This is a genomic window from Paralcaligenes ureilyticus, from assembly GCF_004346225.1.
Classification (GTDB): Bacteria; Pseudomonadota; Gammaproteobacteria; order Burkholderiales; family Burkholderiaceae_B; genus Paralcaligenes; species Paralcaligenes ureilyticus.
Map to the genome: position 1 here is coordinate 198,356 of NZ_SMAJ01000005.1, position 20,617 is coordinate 218,972.

General features: G+C 57.6%; 18 protein-coding genes. 5 read left to right on the plus strand and 13 right to left on the minus strand.

Annotation, left to right across the window (positions count from 1 at the left end):
- Positions 1–4: 4 nt before the first annotated feature.
- From EDC26_RS09235 to EDC26_RS09260, 6 genes are all read right to left on the minus strand, one after another.
- The gene (locus EDC26_RS09235) at positions 5–895 is read right to left on the minus strand and encodes an ABC transporter permease (RefSeq protein ID WP_132581920.1); all 891 of its coding nucleotides are present in this window, start codon (positions 893–895) and stop codon (positions 5–7) included.
- Positions 896–1,073: 178 nt separating this feature from the next.
- Positions 1,074–1,991, minus strand: a complete 918-nt coding sequence (locus tag EDC26_RS09240; protein ID WP_132581773.1) for an ABC transporter permease — start codon at positions 1,989–1,991, stop codon at positions 1,074–1,076.
- A 140-nt stretch (positions 1,992–2,131) separates the two neighbouring features.
- A complete protein-coding gene (locus EDC26_RS09245) occupies positions 2,132–3,673 on the minus strand; it encodes an ABC transporter substrate-binding protein (RefSeq protein ID WP_132581775.1) in 1,542 nt (513 codons plus the stop codon).
- Positions 3,674–3,827: 154 nt separating this feature from the next.
- On the minus strand, positions 3,828–4,910 hold the full coding sequence (locus tag EDC26_RS09250) for an ABC transporter ATP-binding protein (protein ID WP_132581777.1): 1,083 nt from the start codon (positions 4,908–4,910) through the stop codon (positions 3,828–3,830).
- Entirely contained in the window at positions 4,903–6,672 is a 1,770-nt protein-coding gene (locus EDC26_RS09255; RefSeq protein WP_132581779.1) for an ABC transporter permease, read from the minus strand. Before EDC26_RS09255 ends, EDC26_RS09250 begins: the two co-directional genes overlap by 8 nt.
- A 212-nt stretch (positions 6,673–6,884) precedes the next feature.
- Positions 6,885–7,979, minus strand: a complete 1,095-nt coding sequence (locus EDC26_RS09260; protein WP_132581781.1) for an ABC transporter substrate-binding protein — start codon at positions 7,977–7,979, stop codon at positions 6,885–6,887.
- A gap of 240 nt (positions 7,980–8,219) precedes the next feature.
- Here EDC26_RS09260 and EDC26_RS09265 point away from each other — a divergent pair, with 240 nt between their 5' ends.
- The gene (locus tag EDC26_RS09265; RefSeq protein ID WP_165930972.1) at positions 8,220–9,596 is read left to right on the plus strand and encodes a carotenoid oxygenase family protein; all 1,377 of its coding nucleotides are present in this window, start codon (positions 8,220–8,222) and stop codon (positions 9,594–9,596) included.
- 17 nt (positions 9,597–9,613) lie between these two features.
- Positions 9,614–10,087: a DUF2141 domain-containing protein gene (locus EDC26_RS09270; protein ID WP_132581785.1), complete on the plus strand. Its 474-nt coding sequence runs from the start codon at positions 9,614–9,616 to the stop codon at positions 10,085–10,087.
- A 178-nt stretch (positions 10,088–10,265) separates the two neighbouring features.
- Here EDC26_RS09270 and EDC26_RS09275 read toward each other — a convergent pair whose 3' ends face one another.
- Positions 10,266–11,627 (minus strand): amino acid ABC transporter substrate-binding protein, encoded by a 1,362-nt coding sequence (locus EDC26_RS09275; protein ID WP_341802612.1) that lies wholly within the window; start codon positions 11,625–11,627, stop codon positions 10,266–10,268.
- A gap of 51 nt (positions 11,628–11,678) precedes the next feature.
- Between EDC26_RS09275 and EDC26_RS09280 the strand changes: the two genes are divergently transcribed.
- The 3 genes from EDC26_RS09280 to EDC26_RS09290 all read left to right on the plus strand — a co-directional run bounded on the left by EDC26_RS09280 (position 11,679) and on the right by EDC26_RS09290 (position 14,390).
- Positions 11,679–12,563 (plus strand): LysR family transcriptional regulator, encoded by an 885-nt coding sequence (locus EDC26_RS09280; protein ID WP_243700857.1) that lies wholly within the window; start codon positions 11,679–11,681, stop codon positions 12,561–12,563.
- Between the two features lie 131 nt (positions 12,564–12,694).
- The gene (locus EDC26_RS09285) at positions 12,695–13,810 is read left to right on the plus strand and encodes a hypothetical protein (protein ID WP_132581790.1); all 1,116 of its coding nucleotides are present in this window, start codon (positions 12,695–12,697) and stop codon (positions 13,808–13,810) included.
- 16 nt (positions 13,811–13,826) lie between these two features.
- Complete coding sequence (locus EDC26_RS09290; protein WP_132581792.1) at positions 13,827–14,390, plus strand: UGSC family (seleno)protein; 564 nt, start codon at positions 13,827–13,829, stop codon at positions 14,388–14,390.
- Between the two features lie 5 nt (positions 14,391–14,395).
- On the opposite strand, the gene EDC26_RS20120 is transcribed toward EDC26_RS09290, so the two are convergent.
- From EDC26_RS20120 to EDC26_RS09315, 6 genes are all read right to left on the minus strand, one after another.
- Positions 14,396–14,560 carry a hypothetical protein gene (locus EDC26_RS20120; RefSeq protein WP_165930973.1) on the minus strand — a complete coding sequence of 55 codons (165 nt, stop codon included), beginning with the start codon at positions 14,558–14,560 and terminating at the stop codon, positions 14,396–14,398.
- A gap of 2 nt (positions 14,561–14,562) precedes the next feature.
- Positions 14,563–15,648: a YeeE/YedE family protein gene (locus tag EDC26_RS09295; protein WP_132581794.1), complete on the minus strand. Its 1,086-nt coding sequence runs from the start codon at positions 15,646–15,648 to the stop codon at positions 14,563–14,565.
- Positions 15,649–15,665: 17 nt separating this feature from the next.
- Positions 15,666–16,607, minus strand: coding sequence for a sulfurtransferase (locus EDC26_RS09300; RefSeq protein WP_132581796.1), 942 nt, complete (start codon positions 16,605–16,607; stop codon positions 15,666–15,668).
- 163 nt (positions 16,608–16,770) lie between these two features.
- Positions 16,771–17,706, minus strand: coding sequence for a phenylacetic acid degradation operon negative regulatory protein PaaX (gene paaX / locus EDC26_RS09305; RefSeq protein WP_132581922.1), 936 nt, complete (start codon positions 17,704–17,706; stop codon positions 16,771–16,773).
- A gap of 313 nt (positions 17,707–18,019) precedes the next feature.
- Complete coding sequence (locus EDC26_RS09310) at positions 18,020–19,627, minus strand: serine hydrolase (protein WP_132581798.1); 1,608 nt, start codon at positions 19,625–19,627, stop codon at positions 18,020–18,022.
- A 122-nt stretch (positions 19,628–19,749) separates the two neighbouring features.
- Positions 19,750–20,487: a response regulator transcription factor gene (locus tag EDC26_RS09315; RefSeq protein WP_165930974.1), complete on the minus strand. Its 738-nt coding sequence runs from the start codon at positions 20,485–20,487 to the stop codon at positions 19,750–19,752.
- Positions 20,488–20,617: the final 130 nt, after the last annotated feature.

The following is a 20,617-nucleotide window of genomic DNA, read 5'->3' on the forward strand; positions in this document are numbered from 1 at the left end:
AGGCCTAAGACCTCCCTTCGGGCGAGAGTAGATCGTGCAGCCCGTCGCCCGCCAGGTTGATCGAGAAAATCAGCAAGGCCAGCGCGCTGCCCGGCAAGGCAATAAGCCAGAACGAAAAAAACATATAGGTCTTGGCTTCCGAAATCATCAGCCCCCAGGAAGGCAACGGCGGTTGCACGCCCAGGCCCAGAAAGGACAGTGCGGCTTCGAGCAGAATGGCGCTGGCTGCTTCAAGGGTAGCGATCACGATCAGATGAGGAACGACATTGGGCAGCACCTCTTGCAACAGTATCCGCAAGGTGGAGGCTCCCGCCGATTGTGCGGCTGCTACGTAATCCAGCGAACGTACTTGCTGAGTGGCGCTGCGCATGACCACGGCATAACGGTCCCATTTGAGCAGGCCCAGCACGATGATGACTACCCACAAAGAGCTGCCCATGATCGCAACGGTGGCCAATGCGACCAGTATCACCGGCATCGACAGACGGGTTGTCACCAGGAAAGACACGAGCATGTCGGTCTTGCCGCCGAAATAGCCGGCCAGCATACCCATGGTTGCGCCTATCAGCCCGGAAATCAGGGCGACGCTGGCACCGATAAGCAGGGAAATGCGCGCACCGTAAAACAGGCGCGAAAGATAGTCGCGACCCAGCGGATCGGTGCCCAGGGGGTGCACCCAGGACCCTCTGGCATACCAAACGGGGGGGACGTTGCGGTTGATCAGGTTTTGCGTGTAGGGATCGTGCGGCGATAGCCAGGGGGCGAAGATGGCAATCAGGAAGATCAGCAGCAACAGGCCACCGCCCACCATGAACGCCTTGTTGCGCCGCGCGCGGCGCCAGAAACCGTGTTTGGAAATGGCTGCGCCAGGCGCGTTTGCGGGTGCGCCACTCATGGTGTTTCCCGTGTCGATCGCGACCGCGGATTCTTTGCCTGAGCTGTTTGATTTCATGTTCAAGGCGTCTCAATGGGCGGTCGGGTTTTGGCACCCACAAGGGGTGCCGCTACATGAGCAGCTGGTACGTTTTTGTAGCGGCACCCCTTGTGGGTGCCATTTATCTTCAATGTCATATCTACGCCACCCTGATACGCGGATCGAGCCATGCATTGGCAATGTCGGAGGCCAGCGTCAGCAGCACATAAATGACCGAGAGCAACAACACAATCAGCTGCATCACCGGAAAATCCTTGAAGGTAATGCTCTGGTAAGCCAGATACCCGAGCCCGTCCAGCGCGAAAATGGTTTCCACCACGACCGAGCCGCCCAGCAGAAAGCCCAGTTGCACGGCGGTCAGGGCTACGACAGGCACGATGGCGTTGCGTAGCGCGTGCTTGAAAATAACGCGTCCGGTGGATAAGCCTTTGGCGCGCGCTGTACGAATATAGTCGGCCTCGAGCACCTCGACCATGCCGGCGCGTATCAGGCGCATGAAGGCGGGTGCCACGTAATAGCCCAGTGATATGGCCGGCATGACGAAATGCTGCCAGGTTCCGCTGCCCGATACCGGCAGAATGTGCAGCGAAATCGACAGCAGCATAATCAGCAGCAGCGCAAAAAAGAAATTGGGCAGCGCCTGGCCTACCACAGCCACCGCTAGGCACAGGCGGTCGATCCAGCTATTTCTGTAAATGGCGGCCAGCACTCCCAGGGGTACGGATATCCCCAAGGCCACGGCAAGCGCGGCCACGCCCAGGATCAGGGTGGTTTGCAGTTTCTCGAAAATAAGCGGGCCGGCGGGTGTTTTGAAGTAGATCGAATCGCCGAAGTTGCCATGCAATATTTTGCCCAGCCAATCGAAATATTGCACGGGCAAGGGCCGGTCAAAGCCGTAGGTCTGACGTATCAGGTCGATGTCGGCCTGTCGTGCGCCTTCACCGGCGATCGCAATAGCCGGATCGCCCGACAGGCGCAGCAAGAGGAAGGCGATGATCGATACGGTCAGCGCCACCAGCACCGCCAGCGCCAGCCGTTTTATGATGTACGCAGACATAAATCTGATCCTTCCTGCTGCTTGTCGATGGTTTGCTGATGGAGTGGTTTGTTGATGATGGCACCCACAAGGGGTGCCGCTACAAAAACGTGCCAGTAGTTAATGTAGCGGCACCCCTTGTGGGTGCGCCAGAATCGTGCCTACTTCCAGCTCATTTCCCAGAAACGCACCAGCTCATCGGGATAGGCCTTGAAACTCAATTCCTTGTTGGCCACGTAATAGACCGGCAATGACCACAACGGTACGCCGTAGGCCTGGTCGGCGATCCGGTCCAGCGCCTTTTTGTAGGCATCTTTGCGCACCTGCGGGTCGACCGAGTTGTTGCCTTTATTCAGCCATTCGATCACTTGTTTGTCATGGGTTACGTCGTCCGAGCCGCCGCCATAAAACACCGGTGTCGATGCCGATACATCGTTCACCGAAAAGGAACCCCAGGTTTGATTGACCAGTTCCGACTTGTTGGAGCGGTTCATGTCGCGCATGGCGGCGTATTGCAGGAAGTTGAGTTTGGCCTTGATTCCTACCGCTTTCAGGTTGCCGATAATGGCTTCGATCTGGTTGCGTTCGCGATAGGCCAGGATGCTGATGTCAAAGCCATTGGGAAAGCCCGCTTCGGCCAACAGCTTTTTCGACAAGGCCGGGTCGTACGTGTAGCGCGGTGCGCCTTCGTCGGTGCAGCCGAACTGCGAGGGGAAGCACATGGTGTTGAGGACCCGTGCACCCGCCCCGACAATATTCTTGGCAATGGAGGCGCGGTCTATGGCATGGATAATGGCCTGGCGCACTCGTATGTCTTTTAACTGGGGCAAGGGAGAACCGTCGCGCATGTTCATCTGAAGAAACGAAATCCGCATGGTTTCGCCGCTGACCACTTGCAGGTTCGGCACCTGGGCGGCCTGATCGGCCTGATCCTTGGGCACGTACATGATGAAGTCCACGCCCGAAGACAGTGCCTCGGCCATCTGGGTCTGGCGGTCTGGAATAAAGCGGATTTCAATTTTGCCGATCTTGGCATGCGCCTTGGGCGAATCGGCGAAATAATGGGGGTTGCGCACCAGCGTAATCGACTTGCCCGGGGTGTATTGCGACACCATGTAGGGGCCTGTGCCGACGGGCTTGGCATTCATGCCTTTAGGGCCCACCTCTTTGTAGTATTTGGCAGGGTGTATGACCACGGGGCCCGCCAGATACTCGATAGCGGCCGGGAACACCCCTTTGGTGGTCAGCCTTACCTTGTATTTGCCCAGCTTTTCGGCCTTTGCAATCCAGTTGACGTTTTGCTGGGTGGTTACCTTGTTTTTGGGGTCGGCAATGAAGTTGAGCGTGTACACCACCGAATCCGCGTCGAAGTCTTCGCCATTGTGAAATTTGATGCCCTGGCGCAATTCGAAATCGATCGTGTGGTCATCGACCTGCTTCCAGCTTTTGGCCAGCAGCCCTTTGTATTCATTGGTTTCCGGGTCGCGGTAAATGAGCGTATCCCAGACATTGGCGCCGATGATCACGCCTATGCGCACATTATTGAAGTAGGGATCCACGCTTTCGGGTGCCTGATCGTAGGCAAAACGCAGCGTATCGTCTTTTTTGTTGGCCGATGCCGGGCCGCTGAAGGCCATCAAGCCGCTTACGAGCGAGCAGACGGCAAGCCGCGCCACCCAGTGTCCGGTTTTCAGAATATTCATGGATCTCCCTCCGCAATGGGTGTGCGCAATACACGCCCGGTATTTGTTTTAATGTGGTCTGACCACTTGAGCACCATTTAACTATAGGCTCTAGCCAGTTTGCTCTTGTGGTTTACCCTAAAATTCAGACTTTCGATGTGGCATCGGCTTTGGTTCATAAGGATGGAAATACCCAAACCTGGTCGTCGGGCAGCATCAGATGATGATTCCCGGGCGCGCGGCTGTTCAGGCCATAGGCGCGCAGGGCCAGAGCCTGCGCCGGGTTTTCATCGGCTGCGCGAAATACATATTCCCACCGGTCGCCCAGATACATGCTGGTTACCAGCGGCATTTCCAGGCTGTTGTCGGTAGCGCTGTCGGCCAGCCGCACCTGTTCCACACGAATGATGGCCACTGCGTCCCTGCCGGCCTCCAGGCCCGCGCCGGCCTTGCCCCACAACGACCATCCGCGGCCCTGGATGCGGGCGCGGCCGTCTTGCACCTCGGTCACGCGGCCGGGCAGGCGGTTGTTGCTGCCCATGAATTCGGCGCAGAACAAGGTGGTGGGCGAACCGTACATTTCCTGGGGGGTGCCTTGCTGTTCGATTTTGCCGTTGTTGAGCAGCAGGATGCGGTCCGAAATGGCCATGGCTTCGGCTTGGTCGTGCGTGACCATTAGCGCCGAAAGGCCCAGGCGCATGATCAGCTCGCGCAGGAACGCGCGCGCTTCTTCCCGCAGTTTGGCGTCCAGATTTGAAAGCGGTTCGTCCAGTAAAAGCACGGGTGGGTTATAGACCAGTGCCCGGCCTATCGCCACGCGTTGCTGCTGCCCGCCCGAGAGTTCGTGCGGGTGGCGCGCGCCAAGGTGGCCCAGCCCCAGTTGGTCGAGCACTTTTTGTACACGTTCGCGCAGTTCGGCACCCGCAACCTTGCGCAATTTGAGTGGATAGGCCACGTTTTCATAGACGGTCTTGTGTGGCCACAGGGCGTAGGATTGAAACACCAGCCCCAAATCCCGGAACTCGGCGGCCACTTCGCTGTGGGTGGCGTCGTCGAAGACGATACGCTCGTTGATGGTAATGCGGCCTTTTTTGGCGGCTTCCAGGCCGGCGACGGCGCGCAGCAGCGTCGTCTTGCCGCTGCCCGAAGGGCCCAGCAAAGACACCACTTCGCCGCGCCGCAGTTCCATGGAAACGCCTTTGAGCACGGGGTTGCTGCCGTAATCCAGATGCAGGTTTTCAACGCTTAGCTCAATCATGAAGTTTGACTCCGAATCGCAGGGCGATCGCCAGACCGGCCACCACTAGAACGATATTGATGAAAGACAACGCAGCAACGATGTCGATGGCGCCTGAAGCCCATAGCGACACCAGCATCGAGCCTATGGTTTCGGTGCCGGGCGACAGCAGGTAAACGCCGGTTGAATACTCACGCTCGAAAATCAGGAACATGAGCAGCCACGAGCCGATCAGCCCATAGCGCGCCAATGGAACGGTGACGTGCCGCGTGACCTGCGCGCGGCTGGCACCGGTGCTGCGAGCGGCCTCTTCGAGTTCGGGCCCGACCTGCAGGAGGGTAGAAGAAATCAGCCGCAGACCGTAGGCCATCCACACGACTGAATACGCCAGCCAGACGCTGAAAATGGTGGAGCGCAGGCCGCGCAGGGTTTCGATAAAATTGTCGCGCAGCCATTCGGCCATAGGTAGCGCAGACAGCCAACCGTCTTCCAGCGAGTTGTCCAGCACCATGGGCACGAACAGGAATACCCACAAGAACGCCAGGCCCGCCAGCAGCCCCGGCACCGCGCGGGGCACCAGCACGCTGTAGTCCATGAATCGGGTGACCCTGTCCGGTTTGCGGTGCATGGATAGGCCGATTGCGGTGTAGCAGGCCACCGCCAGCGCCCCGCCTATGACACCGATGGCCACCGAGTTGACGATGGCTCGCATGAGGGTTGTCTGGCTGAGAATGGTGCGAAAGGCTTCGAGCGACAGGACGTCGAATAATGACACCCCCATTCCCCAATTGGAGACGAACGAGCGCAGGAATACCCCCGCCAGCGGCACGACGACCGCCACCACCAGCCATAGCATGACCACGGCGCCGGCCGGCCAGCGCCACTTGCCCAGAGGCAGCGGCCGCGAGCGCGACGCCTTGCCCTTGACCGTGACGTAGCGGTTGGCCGAGCGCATCAGCCGCCGCTGCAGCATGACCAGTGGAATCGTAAAGGTGATAAGCACCACGGCGACAGCGGCCATCAGATGGTAGGAGGGTGTGCCCAGCTTGTTGGTCAGCTTGTACAGATAGGTGGACATGACCAGGTGGCCTTCAGGGTCGCCCAGCACCAGCATCAGGCCAAACACTTCCAGACCCAGGAAGAACAGCAGCACCGAGGCATACAGCAAGGCCGGGCGCACCATGGGCAGGCTGACCGACATCATCACCTGCAGCGGCGAAGCGCCGGTTACCCGGGCCGCTTCTTCCACATCCGATCCCATACTGCGCAATGCCGAGGAAATATACAGATAGGCGTAGGGCACGTGAGTCAGCCCGGCGATGATGACGATACTGGTCAGAGAATAGATATTCCAGGGCGTGAAGCCCAGCAAATCCTTCGCCCATAGCGAAAAAAAGCCCACCGGCCCGGCCGCCACAACGTAACCGAACCCCAGCACCATCGGCGATACGAAGACGGGCACCAGGATAAGCGGCTCGATCCAGCGTCGCCCCGGCAGGTCGGTGCGGGCCATCAGGAACGCCAGCATGGCGCCCAGCGGCACGGCGATGATGAACAGCCCGAACGCCAGGATGAAACCGCTGACGAGCGCCTTGGTGAAATCGGGGTCGGCGAAGATGAAGCGAAACGCTTCGAGGCCGTACGATTTGGACGGCATGAAAAACGGCGCCGACATGAAGCTCTGGGCAATGATCAGCGTCAGCGGCACGTAGATGGCCAGTGTCGTGATCAGCACCACCAGACCGCGCGGCAATGATTGCCATTTCCTGCGGAGCGAATTCATGGGCCTATCTCCGATGCGGTTTTGATTTCTAACGTTGCAGATGGCAGCCACAAGGGCTGCCGCTACAAAAACGTGTCCGCCGCTAATGTAGCGGCACCCCTTGTGGGTGCCATGTCGGCACCTGAAGCGGCCCCCAGCAAAGGCATGGTTTTGCGTGACGCGAATGGCAGCCACGAGGGCTGCCGCTACAAATCTACACCGCCGCTACATGATCACTTGCCTGCCGCCGTCCGCCATTTTTTGATGAATGCCAGGCGTTTGTCTTGCTGCAAATAGTCCAGCAGGGATTCGTTGACTGGAATGGGCTTGAGCGCCTTCCCCAGTTTTTTGGTCATGCCGTCGACGTCGTTGTCGCCGTCGATATCGTCGCGTACCGAAGCCAGGTCAGCTTTGTTGGCAAGCACGTTCTGGCCGCGTTTGGACAGCAGATAATCCATCCACAACTTGGCGGCATTTTTGTGCTTGGCCTTCTTGCTGATGAAGGCCACGCGCGACAGCACCAGGACGTAGTCGGTGGGGTATGCCACGCCGATCGACGGATCTTTTTTGGCGCGGGTTTCGGCGTAGGAGCCCAGAATGTTATAGCCGATCAGGTTTTCGCCGGACGACACGCGTTCCATCATGGTACCGGTAGAGGACTGCACCACCAGGCCCGCGTGACCCACATCGCGGACGAAGTCGAAGTAGTTGGGATCGTCCAGATTATCTTGCACGGCAAACATGAAACCGACAGCCGATTTCTCGATATCGTAGGTCGTGACCTTGTTTTTGAAACGCTCGGCCTGGCTGCTGACCAGCTTGGCAAAGGCAGCATGAGTGGTGGGTACTTCTTCTTTCTTGATCAGGCGCGTGTTGTAGATGAAGACGGCGGGCTCGAAGGTCGTGCCGTAGGCCTTGTCTTTCCACATGGACCAAGCCGGCAGCTTAGGGGTTTCTTCCGACTTGTAGGCCAGGGCATAGTCGGCCGCCAGTTTCAGGGCCGAATCCATCGATGAACTCCAGACCACATCGCCGCTGGCACCACCCGCCGCCTGTTCGCTGATATAGCGGTTGTAGATTTCGGTGCTGTTCATGTCGTTGTATTCGACCTTGACGTCCGGATAGAGCGCTTCGAAGTCTTTGACCACGGGGGTGGCCGCCTTGGTGTCGGTCGTGGAATAAACCACAACCTTGCCTTCTTTTTTCGCTGCATCGATCAGTTTTTGATACGTGGCCGGGTAGCCGTTGGGAACCTGTGCCAGAGCCGAGCCGCAAGCAACGGAAAACGCAGCCGCACAAACGGCCGCCAGTCGAGTGGTATGTAACATTATGTCTTCTCCTGTGGAGTATTTTTTAAGGGAGATAAGGCCCCTGCCCGCTGTATCATAGATGAGTCGGTGATTTATGGCTACTGCGGCGTTTTGGCTGGTATTGCGGCCCTATGCCGTTCACCACCGCCGCCTTGATTGCATCGCCACTCGCTTTACCCGATGATTGGGGGAAACGTTATGACGCACAATGGAAATGACGCAGATAGCCGCGTTTGGCTAGCGGGCCTGGGAAGCTCGATGACGGTAGAACATGATTACTACCCTCAAGTCGACGGGCTGTTGCCGGGCGGGCTGCAAGGCACGCTTTATCGCAATGGGCCGGGGCGCTTCGAGCTGGGGGGCGTGCGCAAGCAACATTTGCTCGATGGCGACGGCATGGTCCAGGCCTTTGATTTTCGCGCCGGCAAGGTTCGCTATCGCAATCGTTTTGTGCGTACCGAGAAGTATCTGGCCGAAGAGCTGGCCGGCCGATTGACCCTGCCCACCTGGACCACTCTGGCACCGGGCGGAGCGCTGCAGAATATGGGCAATCGCATTAAATCGCAGGCCGGGGTAACGGTCGTATTGAAAAATCGCCGCTTATACGCCTTTGACGAGGTGGGCTTGCCTTATGGCCTGGACCCGCAAACCCTGGACACCTTGGGCGCGCAGGCGGTGGGCTCGCCGGATGCGCGCCCGGATTACAAGGCTCATACCAAGACCGATCCTAAAACGGGCGCCTGGCTATTGCTGGGCGTTGAGCATGGGCCGCGCATGCATCTGCACTTGGCCGAACATGCGGCTGATGGCGCGTTGCAACGCCATCAGCGCATCCCGGCGCCGCGTTCCGTTTACATACACGACTGGTTCGCAACGCAGCGCTATGCGCTTGTTTTGCTGCATCCGGTAAAGCTGGGGCTGGCCCGGTTTTTGAGCGGCTGGAACAGTTTCACCGATAGCCTGCAATGGAAGCCGGAACTGGGCAATCTGCTGATGATCATTGACCGCGAAGGCGTCAAGGCGCCCATTGTTCTGGAAACGTCCGCGTGTTTCATGTGGCATAGCCTCAATGCCTTCGAAATGAACGATTCCATCATTGCCGATTTTGTGGGCTACGATAAGCCTGATCATTTTCTTGGGCCCAATGCCGCTTTCAGGGCCATTATGCAAGGCCGGCAGGGCGAGCAGAACTACGCAGGCACCGTTCGTCGCTACGTGATCAACCCCGAACAAAGGCAAATTACCGAAGATGTGCTAAGTGGCGACAACCATGAGTTTCCCATGGTCGACCCTCGCGTTGCGGGCGGTCGTTATCGTTATGGCTATTTCGCTACCGCGCCGCACACGACCGTTTTCCATAACGGGCTGGCCCGGCTGGATGTCCAGGGTGGCGGGCGCGAAGTCGCGTATATGGGCAATGACGTTCATCTGGGCGAGCCGATATTTGTGCCTGACGGCATGGCGGACAATGAGCCGGGCTGGCTATTGTCGTTGGGCCTGGATGGAAAAACCGGAAATTCGTTTTTAGGTGTTTTTCGCGCAGAGCGCCTGGCCGACGGGCCGGTATGCAGGGTGCTGCTTGAGCATTCCACCCCGTTGAGCTTTCACGGCTGGTGGCATGGACGCGCGGTTTGATAATAAAAGGAGGCCTCATGGACGAGCCTGCTGCGTTTCCGACACCGGGTCGTGTTCGCTATTGGCTGTTCCTGCCAGCTCTGTTATTACTGCTGATTTGGCAGTCTGGCGCTTTTGCCGCCACGCTGGCGATCAATATTTCCGGCGTGCGCGATACGCAGGGCAAGGTGGCGGTAGCCCTGTTCTCGAGCGCTGCCGGCTTTCCCAAAGACGATTCCAAGGCCATACGGCGCATCATGCTGCCCATCGACGCCGCCTCGCATTCCGCCCGGATCGTTTTGTCGGATATCGTGCCGGGCAGCTACGCCATTGCCGCTTTTCACGATGACAACAATAGTGGAAAACTGGAAACCAATTTCTTTGGCGTACCTAAAAAGGGCTACGGGTTTTCCAATAATCCAAAGCCGAGGATGCGTCCGGCGACCTACGATGAAGCGCGTTTTGTGGTTCCCGCGGCAGGCGCGAGCGTGAGTATCCAGTTGGTTTATTGAATCCGGGCAAGAGCCTTACAGCAGTTTGTAAAACGCATCCGTTCAATTTGTAGATGCCATTTTTCCCCTCAGGGCTTTGGCACCCACAAGGGGTGCCGCTACAAAAACGTGTCTGTGACATGTAGCGGCACCCCTTGTGGGTGCCACCCTCCTACCAGCGAAAGCCTGGCCCCAACAGTTAACGTTTAGACCATGAAGGTATGGGATATTGGGGTTGGTCCATGAACTTCTGCCCGTTAAAAACGGGTTTGACGGCGCCATCTTGAACTTGGATGACGGTTTGGTCCAGGTTGATTTGCCCGGTTGCGCTAAACGCAATCTTTCCGTACAGGCTATCAAAGTCACTGGCAGCGATCGCATCGCGCACCTTTCCAGGGTCGAGCGAGTTGGCTTTTTCGATGGCGTTGACGATGGTTTCAACGTCAGCCACTCCGGACGCTACATGATAGTCGGGCTCATAGCCATATTTCGCCGCGTACGCTGTGGCAAATTGCTTGGCATCGCCGAACCATTTGTCTTTGCGCGATGTGCTGGGCAGCCACGCCGTCATGCCAAAGGCGTAGTCGGCATCCTTGCCCAATGCTTTGCGAAAATCTTCGCTGGGCACCCCTACGGTAAACGAATAGATATGGGGATTGACGTCAAGGCTTTTAGCCTGGCGTATGAAATTCAGGATTTCAGTTTCGTGGCCGCCCACTAAAACCGCATCGACTTTTCTTGATTTGATTTGCGATAGCAGGGAGCTGAAGTTGGTGGTGTTGGTACTGAAGCGTTCGTCCATCACCAAATTCAGTCCGGCTGCCTTTAGCAAGGGACGCGTATTTTTGGCCAGGGTTACATCAAAGGAGTCGTCGGCACAAAGCAGTGCCACCGACGCAGGCACAGGATGCAGCTTGGTTAACATGGCTACGGTGCTGCGAAAATAGGCGCTTCCCGGCGCCAGCGTGCCGAAAATATAGTGAAAGTTACGAGAGAAAATTTCGTCCGAAGCGCCACCGCCTTCCACCATGGGCACATGATATTTTTCCGAAACCGCAGAGTCGGCGACGGTAAAGTTGCTGCCGTAAGGGCCGAGCAAGAAATTGACTTTGTCGTGAGATACAAGCTGCGTATATTGCCGCACGCTCAAGTTGACGTCTGATTGATTGTCGTAGAGTTTCAAGGCTAGGTGGTATGTTTTCTGGCCGACCTTGATGCCTCCGGCAGAGTTGATTTTATCGACAGCAAACTTGTATGCGTCCGGGTAGTAGCGGCCCGTATTTGAAATGGGCCCGGTCAACTGTATGGATGCCCCCAAAACGATTTCGGCTGGTGCGGCCTGGACGTTGCTGAGCAAAAAAGAGAGGGTGAGGGCAGTGAGGGCCACCGGGATAATGCGTGTAGATATTAAAGGCATGCTTGTCTCCATGTTGGATATTTTTTTGATATTTTTACCGATTGCATTTTGGCAGACGAGCTTGTTTAATGTCCACAACAATCTATTGTTGGTCATTATTCCAACTGACGCATTAAATTGCCTAGACAGGGGACTTCCATCCATCCTGCAAATTTTCCAGATATCGGTGCAAAGGAACTTCTTGCCATTGTTGCGGTGGCCGAATGCGGGAATTTCATCGCTGCGTCGTTGACCCTGAACATGTCTCAACCTGCCTTGACGAGAACCGTCCAGCGTGTCGAGCAGCAGATAGGGGTTGCGCTTTTTCGACGTAGTACCCGCCATGTCGAGATCACTCCCGCCGGACAGGAATTTGTCGCCGTGGCGTTGCGCATCCTTGATGACTTGCGTATCTCGTTGACAAACATGCGCGAAATCGCCGACGAGCAGCGAGGGCAAGTCATCGTGTCTGCCGTCATGTCGGTCGCGCACACTTCGCTGGCGCGCATGGTGGCTCGCTATCGAACGGATCGCCAAGGCGTTGAAGTTCATATCCGCGAAGGACTGCACGGCACGGTGCTTGAAGATGTCCGAAGTGGCATCGCCGATTTGGGCATAACGTACATCGACGAAGTGCATCCGGCCCTGGATTGCATCCCGCTGGGCTCGGAAGCCTTGCATGTTGTTTTGCCGGTGGGGCATCCGCTCGCAGGCCAGAGGGGCATACCTTTCATTAAACTGCGTGGACTGCAACTGGTATCGCTACCCAGGGAATCGCGGATCCGCAGGATCGCCGACCTGGCTGCCACTTCGGCCGGATTCAGCTTGATGCATTCGGTCAGCGTGACCCAGTTCGCCACCCTCATTCAATTTGTCCTCGCAGGGGTCGGCATTGCGATTGTTCCCGGTGGCGCGTTGCCCGAAGCATTAAGCGCCGGCCTGGCCGCACGCCCCATCGTGCAGCCTTCCATCAGCAGGGAATTGGGCGTCATCACATTAAGGAACAGAAGCCTGGCTCCGGCGGCCAGCAGCTTTTTGGACCTGATCCGGCAGCAATGGCCGGCCAGCGAACGCAAGCGGGGTAAGGGCAAGCGATCTTGACACAGCCCTGCCGGCACAAGTGGATATATGCATAAATAGGAATAATAAAAAGAAATAGATTGTTATTGTCATAAATAGGCTTGATTCGGTATTCTTGGATGAACCCAGCATTCACCGTAAGGAGCTTCGACATGGCGGCAACATTGGAACGCACTGAATTAACAATGGAGATGGTCAGCCCCGATGTGGATCTGGTGGAGTATTACTTCGAACGCGGATTCACCGACGGCTTGCCCGTCGTTCCGCCCACCCAGGAAAAAGTGTCTGAAGTCGTTGCGGCTTTGGGAGGCAAGCCGGAATTCGTCGAGTGCCGTGTGGCGCCGCGTTGGGGCGAGCTTAGCCGCGAAATCCTGGCCATCAATATGGTGATGGCGGGATGCAAGCCTGAATACGCCCCGGTCGTGCGGGCGGCCATGCTGGCCCTTACCGACCCGGCATTCAATCTCAATGGTGTCCAGGCGACTACGCATGTAGCCTCGCCGCTTATCGTGGTAAACGGTCCTATTGCCCGGGAAATCGGCATGAATGCGGGATGCAATGCCTTCGGGTCCGGCAATCGCGCCAACGCCACTATCGGCCGCGCGGTTCGGTTGATCATGTTGAATGTCGGCGGCGGCTGGCCGGGCGACCTGGACAAGAGCACCTTGGGCCATCCGGGAAAATACACCTATTGCGTAGCTGAAAATGAAGCCGCAAGCCCGCTCGCGCCGTATCACGTGGAACATGGCTACAAGGCTGAAGACAGCACAGTGTTCGTCATCGCGGCCGAAGCGCTGCATAGTGTCACCAATCATATTGCCAATGATCCCGAAGGCATTCTGGACACGATCTGCTCGGCCATGAGCACCATTGCCTCGAACAGCGCCGTGCTTGGAGGCCACTGCACGGTCGTACTGGGGATGGAGCATGCGCATGCGATCGCACGCCACGGTTGGTCGCGTGCCGACATTCGCAACTATATCTGGACCAACCATGGCAACCGCTTTATCGATCTGGCGTACGGGCATCGTTATGGCAAGGTTTATAACCGCAATCTGCCCAAGTGGTACAAGCGCGAGCCGGACACGATCATCCCCATCACACCCAGCCCCGATCACATCCACCTGTTCGTCATCGGCGGCGACGCCGGCCAGTTCTCGGGCTTGATCCCGGGCTGGGGACACATGAGCACTCCGGTCTTGCGTGCGATCGATCCAAGGGTCGACACCGTAGAATCCGACTGCACCGACGGCGCCTGCGCCCTTTAATCTCAAGAGGCTTGTTATGTTGCAAAAAGTCGATACCCGCCAAGTTCGCGTTTATGATCCGCGCGGGCTCATTCGCGCCGAGAATGTTGCGCTGGCCCCACGGGCTGGCAAGCTCGACGGCTTGCGCCTGGGCGTCCTGGACAATGCCAAGTGGAATGCCAACAAGCTGCTGCGCGGCGCCATGGCCGCCTTGGGCGAAAGCGTCAAGTTTGCCCAAGTGAATTATTACGTGAAGCACAGTTTCTCAAAAGACGCGTTTCCCGAATTGATCGAAAAAATTGCCGCCGAAAACGATATTGTTTTGACCGCAATCGGCGATTGCGGCTCATGCACCTCGGCGTGCATACGTGACGCCATCGCACTGGAAAAACGCGGCATACCCACTGCCGCCATCGTTACCACGGAATTCGTGCGCGAAACCGCTTTGACCCGTACGGCCTTGGGCATGGCGGAACTGGAGCCGATCATTATTAGCCACCCGGTTAGTTCAATCACCCAGGAACAGGTTGATCAGCGCGTCGCGCAAATCAAGACCCAATCACAAGCGGTATGGTTGGGGGACAAACTTCGTATCGGCTGAGCGGTTCAGTGCGCCGAAGAGCAGTGCCCTCCGGTGGAAGCCTGCCCCGATCCCGCCGCGATCAGCGGTGGTTCCAGGCGCACATTGATGGGTGGAGACGCCACGGCATCCCACCCTATAAAGACGATCAATAGAGTCCAAAAAATCAGACGAAAAGAAAAAGTCTTCACGGCTATCCGGAAAAATTGAGATATCGGCGCAGACGAACTCCGATCAGCGTACCGCAAAACGCCATGGGCACCCAAATCCAGCCGTGGAGGCTGCCGGTTGATATGCCGCTGAACACGGCGCCGACATTGCAGCCGAAGGCGAGCCGTGAGCTGTATCCCATGACAAAACCCGCAACCAGTCCCGCGGCCCATTGGGTCGGCGTCAGGCGTGGCGCCCGGGCCGGCGGCTTGCCGGCCGACACCAACAATGCGCCGGCCAGTACGCCGATATTGGTAATGGAAGTAACGTCCAATAGCACGAACTGAGAGAGTATTTGGGAATTGTCCGGCTGGCTCCAAAACCAGTTATGACTGGGGTTGAAGAAGCCGCTGGCCGTTGCGATTTTGGCGGCCCACAGTCCGAACCCGTACACGATGCCCCATGGCTGGCCGGCAATGATAAGGTTCAAGCCCATCAGCACGGCGAGGGCGATGGCTCCGATCAGTAGCCGCCGGTCAAACCAGGGCGTCTTTTTACCTGACCAGATCAAGGCCGCCAACGCCAGGACAATCAAACCCAGGCAGGTAATGCCGAAGGCTTCGATGGGTCCGTATAACTGCACCAAGCCGATGGGGTTGACGTTTCCAAGCGCCAGCCACCAGTCCATCTGCGCCGAGCCTATAAAGCTGCCCAGCGCAAATAATGGAAGAATGGTCATATTGAGCGGGACGCCAAGGCCCGCTTTGTAGAGTGTGCCCGAGCCGCAGCCGTCGGCGATCTGCATGGTTAGCCCAAACACGAATGCGCCCACCAGAAGGCTGATGCTGGGAGGGCCAAGCGCGGCATTGAGCTCTGTGGGAAACCGCGCCAGCAAAGGCATCGAAATCGCCGCTGCCGCAGCCAATAGTGTCAGTTGCGCGATAACGCTGCGTGGATCGCGGCTTAGAATAAGCCGCCGCCAGCCGGTGGTAAAGCTAAAGCGCGTGGAGGCTAAAACGCTGCCCAAACCGACGCCGACCAACAGCAACAGCGCCTGACGCGCCGATACGAACCAGGCCAGGCCGACAAAAAAAGCGGCCACGAGGGCCGCCAGTGGCAAGCGGCTCATGAAGGGTCGCATAGGTATTACTGGAAGATTTTAGTGAACCACGCCTTGGCATCATAAACGAGCTGCTTGCCGCGGCTTGGCACATTGTCCATCGCCAGGGGAGTCGGGGCCTGGGTCCAGTCGACCATGGATCCCGGGTATAGCTTGACGTCTTTCTTGCCTAGAACTTCCGACATGGCAAACCAGTTTGTGGCGGCCCAGTGACCTGTGTTGCAGAAGGACACGTCCTCGCTCTCGCCTTTGATTCCTGACTTGGTCCAGATTTTTTGGGCATCCTGGGCGGAGACAAAAGTCGAGGTGCCGGGTTTGAACCATTTGTCGTTGTCGAAATTAATGGCGGTATGGATCGTGCCTGATATTTTCGCGGCGGGATGGCGAACGTCACCATTGAAAAATTCCGGAGGACGCGCGTCGATCAGCCGGGTATGGGGATTGCCGATTTGCTTGGCAACTTCGTCGCGCGATGCGATGAGGTTTTGATCCAGCGTTGGAGTGTATGCACTGGGGGTTACCTTGACGGCGGCGCGATCCTGTTCCAATGAAGCGGCGCTCCACGCTTTGACGCCGCCATTTAGAATGGATAAATCTTTCAGCCCCAGGACTTTCAGTGTCCAGTAAACTCGCGCGGATGCGCCGAAGTCCGTTGAATCGGCACCGGAAGAAACCACCACGGCGTGTGTATCGGGGCTAAGCCCCAGGCTTTGGATGAGCGCGGTCAATTTTGCCAGCGGCGGGAGTTCTCCCGGGTTGGTCGCCGGGCCGCGCCATTTCCCGTAGGGGGCGGATACGGCGCCTGGTATATGGTTGCTGTTGTACTCTTTGCTGGGACGCACATCGATCACGCGCACCGCCGGGTCTGTTATCAATGGCTTGAGCTCTGCGGGCGTGAGCAAAGGTGTGGCGGCAAAGCTCAATGAGGCAAAACCCATGCCGATCACAAGCGCGATAATTTTTTTCATGCATGACCCCTGAAATAATGGTCGATAAAACCCAGGCACTATTATTTCAACTTTTTCTTATTATAAGAACGACTATTTATTAGTATACTAATAGCGATTAGATATAAATGGAGGCGCTGTTCTTGAGGCGTCATCCTTTCGCGGACATATGCCGCTACTGCGATCAAGGCGTCAGCAAACCACCGAAACGCTGATAGAAGTAGGGGGCGGCTTCGGGTGCGTGATCGTCTTCTCGTCGCAGGGTGTCCAGAATATAACGCTCGGCGCGTTCGACGCTTAAGCTGTAAATGGCGCGGCAAAGCTCATAAGCGCGAGTGCCCGCCCAGTTCGCGGGCAGCAACTCCAGCGGCAATAGCGGGTCGTGCAGATGCAGGCGTCGATACTCGTGTATCAATAAAGTGCGAATAATGAAAGCCTGCTCTGGATCGATCGCCTTTTTTTGTTCGAGGAGTGCTTGCGCCGGCGCAAAGCGGGCGGTAAAGGCCTCGTAGTCGTCGGCAACGGCGCCCAACTGCCAGCATTGGCCGATCAGGTCGCCCAGCGGCCGGCCTTCCAGCGCCTCGGTCTGAGTGGCGGAGCATACAAAGACCTTGGATTTGATCCGGGCGCGAGTCAGTATGTCGTCGAGCGTGTCGTGATTGGCGCGCGGGTGTATGAAAACCATGGGTGCGACGGACCCGAAACCTTCCCAAAGCAATTCGCGGCGTAGATCGGCGCGCTGTTTGGCGTTGAGTGCATCGGCGGCGGCAAATACCAGCGTCCATATGCCGTCCCACTCCAGGCTGGCGGGTTCGTAGATCCGTCGGTAGGCCAGTTCGAAGCGGCGTGCCGCTGTGCTGCTCAATGCGTACAGGCTGCGACGCCCCTCGCGCTGGGCGCTAAGCCAGCCTTCTTCGGCCAGGCGAAACACGCTGGTGCGGACCAAGCGGTCGTTAACGCCAAAGGGCGCCAGTAGCCGGATCAGGCTCCCCAGCCAAAGGGCGCCGCCGTGCGGTCGGATTACATCGCCAAACAAGGTCATGACCAAAGACTTTGCGCGCGGCGGGCTTAGTGCGATGAGCTGTTCAGTCCAGTATTGCGGCGCAGGGGAAGTCGTCATGAGTGTGATGGCAGTGGTGCGATTCTGGTTTTCAGGATGGATGGCCAATAGGTTCTGCGGCACGGCGTCCGACGATATAGTAAGGCCACTATCCCCGGATTTCCAGGCAGGCCGAGTTTGAGTTCGATGTTTTCGATAGTTGGCCTTGACGGTCAACGGTTTTATGGCACCCACAAGGGGTGCCGCTACGAAATGTGAACGTGAATTTTGTAGCGACAGGCCTTGTGCCTGTCATCGACGCAAAACGCCGCCTTTATTGTCGGCGATTCTGGCACCCACAAGGGGTGCCGCTACAAAAACAGAATGGCAGCCCTTAATTCCCCCGCCTCACAAAAGTGCCCTGGCCGTTCCTGTTGAGGAATTCGATCATCAGGCTTTTTCCCTTTCCCGTATCGCTCATGGTGAAGTCGGCAGACGAGACGGAGCCGGGCGGTTCATATTGCGTTGAAAGCGGGAATACAAATCTGTTTTTGCCCCAGGGCTGAAGTGTATATTTCCGGTTTTGCGGCCCAATAGTCAGCAAAAGCTTGCCGGCATGGTCTTTGACGGTGATGGGGCCAAAGTAGTTATTGGTGTAGGTGCCTGTGTAGGACGCCGGCGGCGAACCTGTATTCGCCTGCATGGGCGGATGTTGCCCCGCGAGCTCGCCAAAAGGCGTGTCCATCCCTGCCATCGCGTTGGCGTAGAGGCTATACCAATCGCGGGTAATGGTGCCAAGCTGGACCAGCTCGGTGAACTCCACCGCCAAGGCTTCGACGGCTCCTACGGGCGAGGCATTGCTTAGTACCACGATTCCGACATGGGCCGAAGGGATCAACTCGAACGTTGTTGCCACGCCCTCCGTTAGCGCGCCGGAGTGACTGAGCATCACTCGTCCGCTGGGCTGGATGCCTACGTTAAAACCATAACCGTAAAAAGATGACCGGGCGCTGGCCGAGGTGGGCCGGTGCGTTAGGGTCTGGGGCGTGATGGCCGGCAATAGTGCGTCTTTGGCGACGATCCGGCGGCCTTGATAGCGGCCGTACTGCAATACCATGGCCATCCATTTAGCCATGTCATTGGCTGAAGAACTGGCCCCTCCTGCCGGCGCCTGGGAGTCGGTTTGCGGTGTGTAGATGGCCTCGAAGCCGTGCGCGCCGCGGATATGCGCGTAAGCGCGATCGCTGCGCTTTGCGAAATCGGCATAGCGCGAACTGGTAGAGCTCATGCCTAGTGGGCCGTACAACACATTCTGCGACAGCGTCGCCCAGTCTTCGCCCGATGCCGCTGCGACGGATTCGGCGGCGGCGGTCAACCCCATACTGCTGTAGCTGTATGAATTGCGAAATGGCTTGAGCCGCAGGAATCGCAGGCTTTTGATGATTTCCTGTTTATTGTAGCCCAGGTTTATTAAATCTTCGCCGGCCAGATCGGGCAGGCCCGAGCGATGCGAAAACAGGTCGCCGATGGTGACGTGTTGCGTCACCCACGGATCGTCCAGTGCGAACCATGGCAGGTGTTTTACGACGGGAGTTTTCCAGCGAATAATGCCTTCGCCCACCTGATGCGCAACGACGGTGGACCCAAGAGCTTTTGACAATGATGCCAGTTGAAACACAGTGTCGGCATCAACCCGCGCGTCTTCGCCGATTTTTCGTACGCCAAAACCCTTGGCATAGACCGTTTTGCCGTCTTTGACAACGGCTACCGACATTCCGGGTATGCCGCTTTTTTTCATAACGCTATCGGCCAAGGCGTCGAGCTGAGCAATCGCCCTGTCGATCTGACCATCGACGATGGGAACCCCGGCCGTTCGCTCCGGTGCCAGCTGAGAGGCCGTAGGCGGGGTAGGTGCCGCGTGCGCCATCGCCGACAACATGAACACGGCGCTTATGCCCAGCGCCGCCGTGTGGACAGGCCGGAGAACGAATGATGAAATCATGGACCCTCGGCGCAAAAAACAGGGATGGGCTCGTCGCTTGTAGTGGCAGCCTTTGTGACTGCCAAAATCGTCGACAATCGAGGCCGCATCGTCGAACCGACAGTGTGTGAGCCTATAAGACACTACCCTTCACGGCCGTCAAAGTGCGCTGTCGGTGCTGGGTCCGACGTGGCCCGTCCCAGCCTGGCACCTCGTGCCGAGGCCGCATAAATTGCCTCGCCGCGATTATGTACGCCGAGCCGTTGGTACACGCTATCGGTGTGCACCTTGGCCGTAGCGACTGAAATATTCAGGTTGCGTGCTACCGCTTTTATGGGATTCCCGCGGGCCAACAAAACAAGCACCTCGTATTGTCGGGGCGTGAGTCCCAGCATGGCGGCCTCGGTACCCGCGGGAACCGGCTTGCTCTCGCTCTTGCCGGATATCTCCGTGTCGGGAATGTTGGTCGACCGATGCGGTATTTCGGGGGCGTCGCCCATGCGCTGGGGGAAGCAGAGCCCTCCTGCGAGCACGACTCTGACACAGGCAAGAAAGACTTCCGGCGCGGACTGTTTATTGATCAGCCCGGCCACGACGGCCGGCAACCCTTGCATGGAGTCCGTGGTAGGCTCGCCTTCCGACATGAGTATCATGGACTTTGGCGAATAGGCCCGGTTACTGGCTGCAATCAGCGAGTCTCGTCTTTCGGGCGACGAAACAGATAGCAATACCAGCGTGGCCTGACGAGTTTTATCGGGCTCCACGTCCAGGTCGGAATAGGCGTGTCCCGATACGGTGACCTCGGGTGTCAGGCCGGACAGCAATTGCACAATTCCAGCTCTAAAGAAAACATTACGTTCAATTACCACAATCTTGGTCATGATGCCTTCCCTGTCGGTGCCGCGTCCCTTTTGGGGCCTGTGCACCAGATGCGCCATTCAACGCTTCTTTCGGATTACAGAGTGCGCTCCCTTGTAGAGGCAGCCCTTGTGGCTGCCTTTATGCCGGATG